Here is a 14,921-nt window from a genome sequence, read left to right on the forward strand (position 1 = left end):
ATTGAGATAATTATAACATAATTTTCAATCATTCTTGATTAATTAACCGACCAGTATATATAATTAATAATGGAGGAAAAAAGGAAGGTGGGTTTTTATGAAAAAGCACCCGTTACATATGTTAGGGAGGCTTGTAGCAGGGAGAAATACGCAGTGGATCACTTTATCGGTGTGGGTTCTTATTACATTATTACTTTCATTTACGTTACCACAAGTAAACAGTACGAAAGAACCGAATCCGAAAAATTTACCTGAAACAGCTATGTCACAGCAAGCGGAAACGCTTATGAAAAAAGAGTTTCCGAATAATGCAGGGAATCCATTGTTAGTAGTATGGTATAGAGATGGTGGATTACAGTCACAGGATTATAAACTCATACAAGATGTTTATAAAGAGTTAAAATCTAGTCCTTTAAAAGAACAATCAACGTTACCACCATTTGATACAATCCCAGAGCAAGTATTATTAAAAAGTGCGTCAAAAGATGGTACATCATTTGTTACACCGGTATTTTTTAATAAATCTGCTGGTACGGATATATTAAAAGGAAATCTTGAAGAGTTTAGAAAAATAGTGAATAGTAAGGTGGATGAAGATCCATTTAAACAAAAAATAAGTGAATCTGGTTTACATGTTCGATTATCAGGACCTGTAGGTATTCAAACGGATGCAGTTAGTTTATTTAGTCAAGCAGATGTGAAATTGTTAGTGGCTACTGTACTACTAGTGTTAGTTTTGTTAATTTTACTGTATCGTTCACCAATTTTAGCGATTTTACCTATACTTGTTGTTGGCTTTGCATACGGTATTATTAGTCCTACACTCGGTTTTTTAGCTGATCACGGATGGATTAAAGTAGATGCCCAAGCGATATCAATTATGACAGTATTATTGTTTGGCGCTGGAACGGACTATTGTCTATTTTTAATTTCGAGATATAGAGAGTACTTGTTAGAAGAAGAAAGTAAATATAAAGCATTACAACTTGCGATTAAAGCTTCTGGCGGTGCAATTATAATGAGTGCATTAACTGTTGTACTTGGATTAGGAACATTACTACTTGCTCATTATGGAGCCTTTCATCGATTTGCAGTACCATTTAGTGTTGCTGTATTTATAATGGGAATCGCTGCTTTAACGATTTTACCAGCACTATTATTAATATTCGGTAGAATTGCATTTTTCCCGTTTATACCGAGAACAACTTCAATGAATGAGGAGTTTGCAAGAAAGAAAAAGAGGGCTGTAAAAGTTGAAAAATCAAAAGGCTCCTTTAGTAAAAAACTTGGAGATATTGTAGTACGAAGACCGTGGACAATAATTATGCTAACTGTATTTGTATTAGGCGGATTGGCTTCATTCGTACCACGTATTCAATACACATATGACTTATTAGAGTCGTTTCCAAAGGATATGCCTTCTCGTGAAGGGTTTACGTTAATTAGTGATCATTTCTCAGCTGGTGAACTAGCACCAGTAAAAGTTGTTGTTGATACGAAAGGCAAAGAGCTTCCTATTAAACAAGAACTAGAGAAATTTTCTTTCGTAAATACAGTGAAAGAGCCAAAAGAGGGAAAAGAAAATAAGCAAATACAAATGTATGAAGTTTCTTTAGCGGAAAATCCATACTCAATTGAAGCGTTAGATCAAATTCCTAAATTGAAAAGTAATGTAGAAAAAGTATTAAAAGATGCTGGGATTAGTAATGCTGAAGAGCAATTGTGGATTGGTGGAGAAACAGCTTCATTATATGATACAAAGCAAATTACGGAACGTGATGAATCAGTAATTATTCCAGTAATGATTAGCATTATCGCTTTACTATTACTTGTCTATTTACGATCGGTTGTTGCGACGATTTATTTAATTGTAACTGTTGTCCTATCATTCTTCTCAGCGTTAGGAGCAGGATGGATATTACTTCATTACGGTATGGGAGCGCCGGCCATTCAAGGTGCGATACCGTTGTACGCATTCGTATTTTTAGTTGCTTTAGGTGAAGATTATAATATCTTTATGGTTTCAGAAATATGGAAAAACAGAAAGACACAAAATCACTTGGATGCAGTAAAAAATGGTGTAATACAAACAGGTAGTGTTATTACATCGGCAGGTTTAATTTTAGCAGGAACTTTTGCTGTGTTAGGTACACTTCCAATTCAAGTATTAGTTCAATTTGGTATTGTAACTGCAATTGGCGTATTACTAGATACGTTTATCGTAAGACCGTTACTTGTACCCGCGATTACAGTAGTTTTAGGTCGATTTGCTTTTTGGCCAGGTAAACTTTCAAGAAAGAGTGAAGAAATACAAAAGGTGGATGCATAGTGAAAAAAGCCAAGGATATTTCCCTTGGCTTTTTTCAATGTAGTTAATTAATTTTTTGAAGTCAAATCATCAGCTGCAGCGTGATCAGCATCTTCAATTGTTGTTTCGGGCATTCCGTATAAGCCGTTCATTGCTTGTTCTTCAATAGTAAGGTTTGCAGTATTATTATTTTGAATAGATGTAGTATTTTCAGTAACATTTTCTTTTTTATTCATATTTTTTTCATTCATGTATGTATCCTCCAAATTTCATTTGATTTATCTATAGTATGTGGATGGATTTCCAGAAATATGTGAATTGATTCTTACATATGTTATATAATTAAATAAATAATTAGGGTCAAATGTATAAACTGTTAGGAGTGAACAATTATGGTGAAAGCAAGGGAATTAGCCTTCTAAAATAAAAAGAAAATTTTAGGAGGCTATTAGAATGAAGTTTCATGTAATTGATAGAGAAGATTGGAATAGAGAGCAGCATTTTGAGCATTATTTAAAGTTGAAATGTACATTTAGTATGACTGTGAATGTTGATATCACGATGTTATTAGGGGAAGTATATCAAAAGGGAATAAAATTTTATCCCGTTTTTATATATTTAATTTCTAGAGTAGTAAATAATCATAAAAAATTTCGAACATGTTTTAACGATGAAGGAGTTGTAGGCTATTGGGAGGAAATGATACCGAGTTATACAATCTTTCATAAAGATGATAAGTCTTTTTCAAGTATATGGACGGATTATTCAAGTGATTTCCGCACTTTTTATAATAATTATGAAGACGATATGAGATGCTATGCTAGTGTTCATGGTCTTTTCACGAAAGAAAATATTCCGCCTAATGTATTTCCGATTTCTAGCATACCTTGGACTAGTTTTACTGGATTTAATCTTAATATTAATAATGATGAAAATTTTCTATTGCCAATTATAACTTGTGGGAAATATTTTAACGATGGAAACAAGGTTATGCTACCAGTTTCATTACAAGTACATCATTCGGTTTGTGATGGATATGATGCGAGTCAATTTATAGAAGATTTACAGCAGTTAAGTAATACTTGCAACGAGTGGCTTAAGTAATATCTAATTTTTAATTATATAAAGTGAAACTTTAATCAGTGGGGTGTCAGCCCCCGCTGATTATTAGCCCGACCCCCACCTAACTTCTTTGCTTTCGCTGAATTTTGAGGTGGGGGTCCTACTGCCCGGCAAATAGCGGGATAAAATTGAAAATGAATAAAAGAAGAGAACATGTTTATATTACATGGTCTCTTTTTATTATTCATTAATATTAAGTAATCGTGGAAAATATAGGGTGATTTGTAGTTTAATAGTAAAGAGGGTGATTAGTGTTAATTTTCTTTGTTTTTAAAAAAATAAGGATATAAATGTTTTAATAGGGGGTAATAAAGTGAATTGATAATTATGCCATTCACAAAAATGGTTGGTTTGTAATAATGAAGGGGAAAACGAAAATGACGAAAATATCTATAGAAAAAGCTACAATTTTAGATGCTGAGAAATTAACAGAAATAATGAAAAGAACATTTGATGCAGAAGCAAAACAATGGCTATACGGCCAAGATGATGTCATTGATTATAACATTCAACCGCCAGGATATTCTTCAGTTGAAATGATGGAATATTCCATTGAAGAATTGGATTCTTTCAAAGTTGTAATGGATAAAGAAATAATCGGAGGGATAATAGTTACGATTTCTGGTAAGTCGTACGGTCGAATTGATCGTATTTTTGTAGATCCTGTTTATCAAGGAAAAGGAATTGGATCACATGTTATGAAATTAATAGAAAAGGAATATCCGAACATAAAGATTTGGGATCTCGAAACATCTAGTAGACAAATTAACAATCATCACTTTTATAAAAAGATGGGTTACCAAATGATTTTTGAATCGGAAGATGAGTATTGTTACGTGAAAAGAATAAAAACAAGCTCAAACAAAGCGAGTGTAGTTACAAATAAAGATATGAAAAATAGTCAATACGAAAACTGTAATTTAGCAAATACAGAGTATTATCAAGTGAATTTAAAAAACAGTTCATTTGTTGGTAGCAATATAATGAATATGAATATGAGTAATTGTAATGTAAGTCAATCCAAGTTTAGAAATATAAATTTTAGAAGGTCATCATATGCAGATTTAAATCTTTCTGGCAGTAAATTTAATTTGGTGACTTTAGGTGGAGTGCAATTTAAAAATACAAGTCTCGGAGATGAGAAGGAACCTATTGTATTCGATAAATGTGATTTGGAAGGTAGCACTATAAGTAATAGTAATCTGAAAAATATTGAAATAGAAAATTGTGATATAGTCGGCATGAAACTAAATGGTATTCTGATTGAAAATTTGCTTGATTTATATAACAAGGTGAAAAGTTAACCAAATCCATATAGTCGTTAATATTTTTGGAAATTAAGTATTATATCGAAATAATTATGTAAAAATGACATAAAGAAATACGGGCGAGAAGGTCATTCGTGAACGTTTCTAGAATACACACAAATATATTGTTATTTATATGGAGGAGAGAAAGATGGGAATCAACGTTAGAGCAGTAGAAATACAAGATGCTAGAGCAATTCATCGTATATGTATACAGGATGACGTTTTACCGTATATGGTTTTCTTACCTAGCATGCGTGTAGAAGCTATGGAAAATAGAATTCGAAATTTAGCACCAAATCAATTTGAATTTGTTGCAGAATATGATGGAGAAGTTGTTGGGTTTGTAGGTTTAACACAAAGTCCGGGCCGAAGATCTCATTCAGGCGATTTATTCATTGGAGTAGACAGTGAATATCATAATAAAGGAATTGGGAGAGCACTTCTTACGAAGATGCTTGATCTGGCTGATAATTGGTTAATGTTAGAGAGAGTAGAACTAGGTGTGTTAGAAACGAATCCAAAAGCAAAAGCTTTATATGAAAAATTTGGATTTGTAGAAGAGGGAGTAAAGATAGGGAATTTGAAAGCTCATGGAAAGTTTATTAATGAAATTATGATGAGTCGTTTTAGACCGAATGGTTTAATTGTACATAATGAATAGTTAAAAGCATGACAGTATACTGTCATGCTTTTTTATTAGAACTTGGCTGCAATAAAAATAATACTAAACCAATAAAAATAACGGTAATTCCTAGTCCTTGTTGTAAAGAAATGGTCTCATGCAATATAAAGTACGCTAGTATACAAGTGCCAATTGTTTCACCTAAAATACTCATTGAAATTACAGTAGCACCCATCCATTTTAATAACCAATTAAAAATGGTTTGTCCTAAAATTGTAGCAATGAAAGCTAATCCAATAAAGCACAACCAAGTTTGTGTAGAGTAATGGATGAAAGATTCTTGTTGCATGAAAGCAAATATGCCAAGAAAGCCAGCACTACTTCCATAACTAATTACTGAATAGGGTATAAGTGACAAATCTTTACGAACGTGTTGGCTAATGAAAAAATAAGCAGTAATGATACCGGCAGCAATAAATGCTAAAATATCTCCATATAAAGCTTCTCCACTAATTTGGAAGTCTTGCCAGCCAATGATGATACTACCTGAAATAGCGATGAGGCAACCAATAACCGCTCCTTTCGTAAATCTTTCCTTAAATAAAAAATAACCACCAATCATTGAGAACAAAGGTTGTAACGTTACGATAACTGTAGAGCTTGCTACAGAAGTATATTGTAATGATTCAAACCATAGTACATAATGTGCAGCTAAAAATAGCCCAGATATGAATCCGAATGTCCATTGTTTTTTCGTTAAAGTTTTTAGCTCATTTCGACTATTTTTATTAAATAGTAATAACGGTAACAGAATTAGTGTGGCAAAGAATAATCGGTAAAAAGCAATGATTGTCGCAGGAGCATCTGCCAATTTTACAAAGATTGCTGAAGTTGATAAGGCGAATACACCAAAAAATAGGATGAAATATGAAAGAATAGGTGATTTCAAAGTTTGTCCCTCCGATAGAGTGTTTATTATAATAAACTTAATACGATATAATGTACAAAGGTAAGTATATAAGTCCCGGAGATAATAGGAAAGGATTATTTGCCTTTGTTTAGTATGTCAGCACAAAGACAATGAAATATGCATTATGATGGATGAAAGGAAGTTTTACTATGATACATGATAGGCTTGGACAAACAGTATTAAGTTATCGTAAGAAAAATAATATGACAATTCGTGAATTCGCTGATTATGCAGGGATTAGTACATCACTAATTAGCCAAATTGAAAGAGGACATGCTAATCCTTCTTTAAATGTTTTGGAATTAATTGCAAAAGCATTAAATGTACCGCTGTTTACACTTTTTATTAACGATATTGATACAGATTCGCTCATTTCTAAGAAAAAAGATCGAAAAAAAGTATATCGGGAAAACAATGATCACATTGTATATGATGTATTAACACCTGATTTTATGAAAGCACGTATTGAAATGTTAATGATGGATTTAAATAAACAAGCAAATACAACAGAAAGCCATTATTCCCATGAAGATAAGGAAGAGATTGCTGTTATTATGAAAGGGGAAGTGTACGTAGAATTGGAGGGAAAAGAATATTTTTTAGAAGAAGGCGATGTTGTACGTATTCCACCAAATGTGAAGCATCGATTTTTGAATAAAAGTGATGAATCGAATCACATTTTATTTGTACTGACACCATCTTTAGGATGAAAATATGGTGATTTTTATTAGGGGAGAAAGAAAATGGAAAACAAAAGTATTTTAAAAGGCGGTTTAATCTAGTTTCTTTTTTTGTTAGTAGTATATTATTTTTTCAAATATGTAAGATTTTACATGCGTATTTTACTTTTACTAATTATGTAAGTAGGCTATACTGAAATACATACATTTTATTTTTGGAGAGATGTAAAACGACATGGAACTAGCGAAATTGGAAAAAGTAATTGAAATAAAAAAAGAAGAACTTTTATATTTAGTATCGGATTATGGAATTCAACATGAAAAAGTATTGGCATTGAGTCAAGAACTAGACAAATTAATCAATTACTTTATGTTTTTAAAATAAAGAGAACTATGACGGGGGTTGTAAATGTTATAGTTCTTTTTTATTAGGTAATTTGAAAATATATTAAAATATATTGTCTAATTTCTTACAGAATGCGCAACTTGCTAGTCGAATATAAGGACTTTTGGTTATAATAAAAAGGAATTATTAATTGTATCGGTTAGGAGCGCAGCACATATGAAAACAGTTGTTGTTATCGGTGGAGGTATAACGGGACTTTCTACTATGTTTTATTTAGAAAAATTAAAAAAGGATTATAATATCGATTTAAATTTAATTCTTATTGAGAAAGAAGAGTATTTAGGTGGTAAAATCCATAGTGTGGAAGAAAAGGATTTCATTATGGAGTCAGGGGCGGATTCAATCGTTGCTCGCAATGAACATGTTATGCCACTTGTAAAAGATTTAAATTTAGAAAATGAAATGGTATATAATGAAACGGGTATTTCTTACATATATTCTGAAAACATGTTACATCCAATTCCTTCTGATACTATATTTGGGATACCGATGAGTGCCCGGTCGTTGTTTAGCAGTACGCTAGTCTCAACGAAGGGGAAAATCGTAGCTTTAAAAGATTTCATAACGAAAAATAAAGAGTTTACGAAAGATACATCACTTGCTCTATTTTTAGAAAGCTTTTTAGGGAAAGAGTTAGTGGAAAGACAAATTGCTCCTGTGCTTTCAGGCGTATATTCTGGTAAATTGAATGAGCTTACAATGGCATCTACATTACCGTATTTACTGGATTATAAAAATAAGTATGGAAGTATTATTAAAGGTTTTGAAGAGAATAAAAAACAATTTCAATCAGCAGGAAATAAAAAATTCGTATCATTTAAGGGTGGACTATCTACGATAATTAATCGCTTAGAAGAAGTGCTGACTGAAACTGTCGTAAAAAAAGGTGCTATAACGACGGCTGTAAGTAAACAAGAAGATCGATATGAGATTTCTTTTGCAAATCATGAAACAATACAAGCTGATTATGTTGTTTTAGCAGCTCCACATGATATAGCGCAAACTTTATTACAGTCTAATGAGTTAAATGAGCAGTTTAATACATTTAAAAACTCATCTCTTATTAGTATTTATTTAGGATTTGACATACTAGATGAACAACTACCAGCTGACGGTACGGGGTTTATTGTAACGGAAAACAGTGATTTACATTGTGATGCTTGTACATGGACAAGTCGAAAGTGGAAACATACATCGGGTAAACAAAAATTATTAGTTAGAATGTTTTATAAGAGTACCAATCCGGTATATGAAACAATCAAGGATTACAGTGAAGAAGAATTAGTACGAGTAGCTTTATATGATATTGAAAAGAGTCTCGGAATTAAAGGTGAACCAGAAGTAGTTGAAGTTACAAATTGGAAAGATTTAATGCCTAAATATCATTTAGAACATAATCAAGCGGTTCAAGCATTGCAAGAAAAAATGACAAATCTTTATCCAAATGTATATTTAGCTGGTGCCTCATATTACGGTGTTGGAATTGGTGCGTGTATTGGAAATGGAAAGAATATTGCTAATGAAATAATGACTACATTAAATAAATAATACTGTAGAATAAATAAAAACTGTTCCTTCAGCAAAATGAAGGAACAGTTTTTATTTATTTTATTTGAATGGAAATTTTATTGTTTTTTACATTGTTTTCTTTTATTGTTAATGTTATTTCTCCAGATTCTTTAAATGAATACGGTGATAGTTGATAAATATCTTTTATATCATGTTTTTCTTGTAATTTACTTATCGGTATTAATACGATATTTGGCTTCCATGTTTCTTGTTTTCCTGAAGGATATTCTATAAGTATTACCGGATTTTTTAACTGCATTTTTTTCCAAGAGACGAAATATAGTTGAACTTCTGTATCTTTTTGTAATAATTCTTCGGAGAAATAACCGAATTCGCCTACATTACCGAAAACAGTGTAGTTTTGATTTTTTAATTTAATATCTAAATAACTAGGTTGATATGTTACTGCATGATAAGTTCCATATGAAAGTGAGAGTATGGCAGCGATTAAAATACCGATTGAAAATGTCTTAAAGCTATTGCCTTTAAAGTTAGTCATCATGAATGAGTTTGGTGTGAATTTTTTTGCGAATAAAAAAATAAGTAATATGAGTAAGAGGGATAAGCCGATGAATATATACATAGGAAATTTACACCTCCACAATAAAATAATATATTAACTATATTTTACCATAAATGTATGGGGGTATGGTGGTTGTTTGGAAGGAGAAAATGAAGAAACAATTTTTTTACAGTTCTTGATAATTTGAAATTCGATTTATGGAAATTATAGCGTAATGTTTGAGTAGTAATCAGAAGGTATCCAATTCGTGTATATAGAATAAAGAGGGAATGCGTCATTAGAAATGTTTGATTTATGGAACAATAAGGACTTTACTAATTATACATATTTTTTCTGATATAATGAATGAGTAGAGAGAAAGGAGTGATCCTATGGCATTTCCTATATTAGAAACAGAACGCTTACGTTTAGTTGAAATAGAACAATCTTATTGTCAAAAAATATATGAAATCTTTTCATTGGATGAAGTAACGTGTTATTACGGTATGAATTCTTTTACGGAGTTTGGACAAGCTTCACGTATGATCGAATCTTTTTCGAAAAATTACTTTGAGAAAAAGGCAATACGATGGGGAATTGCGTTAAAAGAAACGAACGTTTTAATAGGAACAATTGGACTAAACAATTTACAATTATGGAGTAAACGATCTGAGATTGGATATGACCTGCATCCTCGTTATTGGGGAAATGGTTATGCGTCAGAAGCGGCTCGAGAAATTATTGATTATGGGTTTAAAGATTTAGGTTTGTTTAGAATTGGAGCTATTACATATCCTGAAAATGTTACTTCTTGTAGAATGTTATCTAAAATTGGCTTTCAAAAGGAAGGTCTATTGCGCGGATATATTCATCAAGGAAATAAGCAACACGATGCATTATTGTATTCTATAGTACGAACTGATGTTGAGGACATAAATTTATAATAAAAAAAACCTCTTAATTAAAAGAGGTTTTTTTTATTATAAATTAACCTAATTTAGGTAATAAACGTTCTCCGCTTTTCATGCTACTTTTACATAAAGGGCATTTAGGCTCTTCTTCAAATGAAAAGTTCTTTCTCATCCATCCTAAACAATCCTCTGATTCACATTCCCAAACAGGGGTTTGTTCTGGTGGTACTTCTGCTACATCGTTCTTTCGATTGCGATACATGTAACCACTCCTTTTATGTAAAAAATTTTAGTTATATATTAAAAAGGTTGTTAACCTTGCTGGTAACAACCTTTTTATTGTTTGAATTATAGCTTTACAACGTTTTTAGCTTGAGGTCCGCGGTTACCTTCTTCAACTTCGAAGCTAACTTCTTGACCTTCGTCAAGAGACTTGAAGCCGTCGCCAGTGATAGCTGAGAAGTGAACGAATACGTCGTTACCGTCTGCAACTTCGATGAAACCGAAACCTTTTTCGCTGTTAAACCATTTTACTTTACCTGTTAATGTCATGGTAATGCCTCCTAAAAGTAGAAAAATTACAATATGATCGGCCTTATTTGAATGAAAATAAAAGTTCACATATTATCAAAAACCCATAAGGAGTACAAAATGTCCCTGATTGATACTTGATAATATGCAAAGAAAATATAGTGTTAAATTGACCTTAATTACTATCTTACAACAAATGGTGGGAAATAGCAAGTGCTGGTAATACCACTGAGTAATCTGGGTGATAATAGTAAAGGCACAAAGGCACCTCTTTTATTTATATATTATTCCTAATTTGGATTTATGCAAAATCATGTAAGAAAAACTTAGAGTAAATATTAATATTGCATTTTTTATGGTAAAATATGGTTGTTAACTGTTGGTAGTTAAATATTATAAAAGGAGAAAAGAAAGTGAAAAATAATTCATTTATAATAATTGAAGCAGCAAAAGCAGGGAGAAAAAAGGTGCATCCAGTCTTTGCTGTAATATTAGCCATTATATTTTTGACTTTAGGCGAACTTTTTATGTTATTTATGTTATTTTTACCAAAAGCTGAAACGATATTCATGAAAGGTATTTATGACAATGTTAGAATGGTGTTAACGTTTGGCGGAGCTATATTTATTTTATTTATATGGGTTCGTTTTGTAGAAAAAAGACCTTTTTCATCCATTGGCTTTTGGAAAGAGAAATGGATGAGAAAGTATTTAAAAGGTGCGTTAATAGGGTTTGTATTTATTTCAACGCCAGTTATTCTACTATTATTAATGGGGAGTGTGAAATTGCAAGTACAACATATTACCTCAACAGTAATAGTAGGAATAGTAGGATCTCTAGTTGCATTTTTAATACAAGGGGCAACGGAAGAAATTATTGTACGAGGTTGGTTATTCCCGGTTCTTTCTGTTAGAAGTCGTATATGGGTTGGAATAATTGTAACTTCATTTTTATTTGGATTTCTTCATCTACTTAATCCGGGAATTACAATATTATCTATATCGAATATAATATTAGTGGGTGTTTTCGCAGCTTTATACGTATTGAAAGAAGATGGTCTGTGGGGAATATGTGCATGGCACTCAATTTGGAACTGGGCTCAATATAATGTATATGGCTTTGCAGTTAGTGGCACAACTGTATATTCTACTCCAATTTTTAAGTCTATAACAAATGGACCAGAAACATTGCATGGAGGCACGTTCGGAATTGAAGGTAGTATCATTACAACAATCATGCTCACTATCGCTTCAATTGTTTTATGGAGAAAGTTATGGGGAAGAAAAGCGAAACAACGAAATTTTAGTTAATGAAAGAGGGGGAAACTATGGGGATAATAGCATTTGAGGGAGCAAGCGCTGTTGGTAAAAGTACCACGTGCCGTGAATTAGAAAAGAATTATGGTGCTTATATAATACCTGAAGTGAATTCTTTATTTGAAAGGCCAAAAAATGAACATAGAACATGGTATTTTGAAAAACAAGTTGAGCGCTGGAATATAGCTGTTCAGAAGTCAGAGCAATATGAATTAGTAATACTCGATGGGGATATATATCAACCACTTAGTTATAATTGGTGCTTTCATTTTGATATATTTAATCAGCCATTATCTTTAATAGAAAATTTTTATAAAGAAAAGATGATAAATAGGGAAATTGGTTTTCCGGATCAATATTTTTATTTATATACGAACGATGAAGAACTTAGAAAGCGGAAAGTATCTGATGAGACGAAAAGAAGAAGAAACTTTGAAAAACATTTACATATATCAAAATCGTTTCAGCGTTATTATGAAAATTTAAATACTGTTACAGATGGGTATTGTAAATTAATTGAGGCGAAAAGTGTAAGAAATAATGAATTAGAAATAGTGAGAAACTCAAAAAATTTGAACGTGTGTGAAGAAAGACGTTTTGATGTTTCGAGGTTAGATGCTATTACGAAGTGGTTAAAAGAAAATCGTGCATAAAAAAACAACGAGTGCCTTAAAAGGTACTCGTTGTTTTTTTATACATATGTAAAATTTGAACTCGAATTATATATTGTTCTTAAAATTTGTAAGTTTTCCTTTTCATGTTTCTTAATAGCTTTTGTATATGTAGGTAAGAAGAATTGAGAAAGATTATATTATTATGAAATAAACTCATATTTATGCATCTTCTTTAAATATTAGGCTAGCATATATTTTATAAATTTAAAATGAAATATTTAGATTGTGATTAGTATTTGAAAAAAGATATCTATTTTTGACAGAATAATCTTTCAATTAACCCTAAAAAGAAATACAATATAAGGAAATATACATATGGCTTGGGAAATAGAAATCATATAATAGATTTATCTCGTATTAACGATACTGGCAGTAAGCTTCAAAATTAAGTTGGGAGATTAATTGCATGTAAAAGTTAGGCTATTTTAACTAGTATGTAGTGTATCGAGTGTAAATTTTGAAAGGGGAATTAATGCAAAAATGAAAAAGATTATAATTTCAGATCTTGATGGGACTTTATTAAGAAGTGATAAAACAATTTCGCAGAAATCTATTAATATTTTGAGGGAATGCAAGAATAATGGAGACGAACTAATTTTTGCTACAGCAAGGCCTCCCAGAGCAATAAATCAATATATTCCCGACGTATTAACAAATGAAATTATCATTTGTTATAATGGAGCGCTTGTTCTTAAAGGTAATGATATTTTATATGAGATGATGATTCCTAAAAATATCATTTTAGAAATTATAGAAATAGGAAAAAAGTATAATCTCCATCAGATTTGTCTTGAAATAAATGATAAGTTGTATTCAAATTTTGATGTTACTGATTATTTTGGTAATGTACCGTGTAAAGTTATGGATGTAAGAGAGTTGGACTTTGAAAAAGCTTCGAAGGTAATAGTTTGTACTAAGGGCCCAATAAATAAGAGGTTTACTAAAGAATTGCCTATTGAGTGTAGTGCAGTCATTACAGATAACGGGACATTGTGTCAAATCATGCATGCAGAAGTTTCGAAATGGAATAGTATTCAACATGTTCTACAGCATCTAAAACGAGACGCATCCGAAGTGATTGCATTTGGAGATGACTATAATGATATGGAAATGATAGAGAAGTGTGGGGTGGGTGTAGCAATGAGTAATGCTGTTGAGGAATTAAAATCAGTTGCTAAATTTATTGCGAAAAGTAACGATGAGGACGGTGTTGCTACATTTTTGGAAAGTAATAGTTACGTTTATATTAATTAGAATGAAAAAACTATGCTATATCTGCTTTTGATAGATAAAAATTATGAAAAGGGTTATTGGGGAGGAAACAAGTGAGATGAAAATATTTTTGAAAATAATAGGTGTTATAGCTGGTATGGCGGTAATCGGAGTAGGTTTAACATATGGTATGCTGCATTATTTAAATAATAGTAAACCAGCTGCGAAAAAGGCATCACCAGCTGCTCCAGCAGTAGAAGTATTAGCTGATAGTAACGTAAAAGCAGAAGATGCAAAGATTTTAGAAAATGGCAATTATTCATTGCCAAATAGTGGTTTTAATAAAAATTTTAAGTGGACAGATGAGAACATACAGACAGCATTACATGAAATGGCACATCAAAAAGCGAAAGCTGATCAAAAGTGGGGTTATATTTTTATTACACAAGAGCGGATTGAAAGCTTAATTGATATTGTAAAGAGTAATGATCTTGTGCAGGGAAGTACATATGTAGAAATTTTAGAACGATGGAAACAAGGAAAATATGAAAAGATTGATGGGGATCACAATAAGATTTGGAAATTACAAAGTGGGAATTTAGGAGAAGGAAAAGGAGTAATGTCGGAAGCTGAGCAAAAAGAATTAATTAATCAAGTGTTTATGAACAAAGGTACATATTCAGGTAGTAAATTAATTGCAGGTGTGGGACAGACTAATAAATAATATACTAATTAATGAAAGAGAGTAATTGCTTATTAGGCAATTACTCTTTTTATATGTATTTTTT

General features: G+C 31.5%; 17 protein-coding genes. 12 read left to right on the forward strand and 5 right to left on the reverse strand.

Translation table 11 applies throughout. The annotated features are described in order from the left end of the window. Nucleotides 1-97: 97 nt before the first annotated feature. On the forward strand, nucleotides 98-2,329 hold the full coding sequence (locus tag ACTFP3_RS08160; protein ID WP_016122476.1) for an MMPL family transporter: 2,232 nt from the start codon (nucleotides 98-100) through the stop codon (nucleotides 2,327-2,329). Nucleotides 2,330-2,376: 47 nt separating this feature from the next. Here the strand turns inward: ACTFP3_RS08160 and ACTFP3_RS08165 are convergent, their stop codons facing one another. Beyond that, the gene (locus ACTFP3_RS08165) at nucleotides 2,377-2,559 is read right to left on the reverse strand and encodes a DUF4021 domain-containing protein (protein ID WP_016122477.1); all 183 of its coding nucleotides are present in this window, start codon (nucleotides 2,557-2,559) and stop codon (nucleotides 2,377-2,379) included. Between the two features lie 202 nt (nucleotides 2,560-2,761). Here ACTFP3_RS08165 and catA point away from each other — a divergent pair, with 202 nt between their 5' ends. The 3 genes from catA (at nucleotide 2,762) to ACTFP3_RS08180 (ending at nucleotide 5,401) form a co-directional block, all read left to right on the forward strand. Continuing rightward, on the forward strand, nucleotides 2,762-3,412 hold the full coding sequence (gene catA / locus ACTFP3_RS08170; protein WP_000668526.1) for a type A chloramphenicol O-acetyltransferase: 651 nt from the start codon (nucleotides 2,762-2,764) through the stop codon (nucleotides 3,410-3,412). 377 nt (nucleotides 3,413-3,789) lie between these two features. Next, a complete protein-coding gene (locus ACTFP3_RS08175) occupies nucleotides 3,790-4,734 on the forward strand; it encodes a GNAT family N-acetyltransferase (protein WP_043924656.1) in 945 nt (314 codons plus the stop codon). Nucleotides 4,735-4,888: 154 nt separating this feature from the next. After that, a complete protein-coding gene (locus ACTFP3_RS08180) occupies nucleotides 4,889-5,401 on the forward strand; it encodes a GNAT family N-acetyltransferase (RefSeq protein ID WP_000512619.1) in 513 nt (170 codons plus the stop codon). 22 nt (nucleotides 5,402-5,423) lie between these two features. Here ACTFP3_RS08180 and ACTFP3_RS08185 read toward each other — a convergent pair whose 3' ends face one another. Continuing rightward, nucleotides 5,424-6,311: a DMT family transporter gene (locus tag ACTFP3_RS08185; RefSeq protein ID WP_044307221.1), complete on the reverse strand. Its 888-nt coding sequence runs from the start codon at nucleotides 6,309-6,311 to the stop codon at nucleotides 5,424-5,426. Nucleotides 6,312-6,481: 170 nt separating this feature from the next. On the opposite strand from ACTFP3_RS08185, the gene ACTFP3_RS08190 reads away from it, so the two are divergent. From ACTFP3_RS08190 to ACTFP3_RS08200, 3 genes are all read left to right on the forward strand, one after another. Next, nucleotides 6,482-7,042 (forward strand): helix-turn-helix domain-containing protein, encoded by a 561-nt coding sequence (locus ACTFP3_RS08190; protein ID WP_000581029.1) that lies wholly within the window; start codon nucleotides 6,482-6,484, stop codon nucleotides 7,040-7,042. 205 nt (nucleotides 7,043-7,247) lie between these two features. After that, complete coding sequence (locus ACTFP3_RS08195) at nucleotides 7,248-7,397, forward strand: aspartyl-phosphate phosphatase Spo0E family protein (RefSeq protein WP_000417698.1); 150 nt, start codon at nucleotides 7,248-7,250, stop codon at nucleotides 7,395-7,397. Between the two features lie 177 nt (nucleotides 7,398-7,574). Then, the gene (locus tag ACTFP3_RS08200; RefSeq protein WP_440009951.1) at nucleotides 7,575-8,966 is read left to right on the forward strand and encodes a protoporphyrinogen oxidase; all 1,392 of its coding nucleotides are present in this window, start codon (nucleotides 7,575-7,577) and stop codon (nucleotides 8,964-8,966) included. Between the two features lie 55 nt (nucleotides 8,967-9,021). Here the strand turns inward: ACTFP3_RS08200 and ACTFP3_RS08205 are convergent, their stop codons facing one another. Continuing rightward, nucleotides 9,022-9,570 carry a hypothetical protein gene (locus ACTFP3_RS08205; protein ID WP_049107683.1) on the reverse strand — a complete coding sequence of 183 codons (549 nt, stop codon included), beginning with the start codon at nucleotides 9,568-9,570 and terminating at the stop codon, nucleotides 9,022-9,024. Between the two features lie 311 nt (nucleotides 9,571-9,881). On the opposite strand from ACTFP3_RS08205, the gene ACTFP3_RS08210 reads away from it, so the two are divergent. After that, on the forward strand, nucleotides 9,882-10,433 hold the full coding sequence (locus ACTFP3_RS08210) for a GNAT family N-acetyltransferase (RefSeq protein WP_049107682.1): 552 nt from the start codon (nucleotides 9,882-9,884) through the stop codon (nucleotides 10,431-10,433). 43 nt (nucleotides 10,434-10,476) lie between these two features. Here the strand turns inward: ACTFP3_RS08210 and ACTFP3_RS08215 are convergent, their stop codons facing one another. After that, nucleotides 10,477-10,662, reverse strand: a complete 186-nt coding sequence (locus ACTFP3_RS08215) for a cold-shock protein (RefSeq protein ID WP_000286203.1) — start codon at nucleotides 10,660-10,662, stop codon at nucleotides 10,477-10,479. 86 nt (nucleotides 10,663-10,748) lie between these two features. Continuing rightward, nucleotides 10,749-10,952: a cold-shock protein CspD gene (cspD, locus tag ACTFP3_RS08220; RefSeq protein ID WP_000176366.1), complete on the reverse strand. Its 204-nt coding sequence runs from the start codon at nucleotides 10,950-10,952 to the stop codon at nucleotides 10,749-10,751. A gap of 392 nt (nucleotides 10,953-11,344) precedes the next feature. Here cspD and ACTFP3_RS08225 point away from each other — a divergent pair, with 392 nt between their 5' ends. From ACTFP3_RS08225 to ACTFP3_RS08240, 4 genes are all read left to right on the forward strand, one after another. Further along, nucleotides 11,345-12,241, forward strand: a complete 897-nt coding sequence (locus tag ACTFP3_RS08225) for a CPBP family intramembrane glutamic endopeptidase (RefSeq protein ID WP_000794822.1) — start codon at nucleotides 11,345-11,347, stop codon at nucleotides 12,239-12,241. Continuing rightward, nucleotides 12,241-12,900: an AAA family ATPase gene (locus tag ACTFP3_RS08230; protein ID WP_119683340.1), complete on the forward strand. Its 660-nt coding sequence runs from the start codon at nucleotides 12,241-12,243 to the stop codon at nucleotides 12,898-12,900. Before ACTFP3_RS08225 ends, ACTFP3_RS08230 begins: the two co-directional genes overlap by 1 nt. A 501-nt stretch (nucleotides 12,901-13,401) precedes the next feature. Beyond that, complete coding sequence (locus ACTFP3_RS08235) at nucleotides 13,402-14,175, forward strand: Cof-type HAD-IIB family hydrolase (RefSeq protein WP_016122481.1); 774 nt, start codon at nucleotides 13,402-13,404, stop codon at nucleotides 14,173-14,175. A 76-nt stretch (nucleotides 14,176-14,251) separates the two neighbouring features. Beyond that, on the forward strand, nucleotides 14,252-14,857 hold the full coding sequence (locus tag ACTFP3_RS08240) for a PRK06770 family protein (protein WP_440009955.1): 606 nt from the start codon (nucleotides 14,252-14,254) through the stop codon (nucleotides 14,855-14,857). Nucleotides 14,858-14,921: the final 64 nt, after the last annotated feature.

This window comes from Bacillus cereus group sp. MYBK5-2, assembly GCF_051915685.1.
GTDB lineage: Bacteria > Bacillota > Bacilli > Bacillales > Bacillaceae_G > Bacillus_A > Bacillus_A cereus.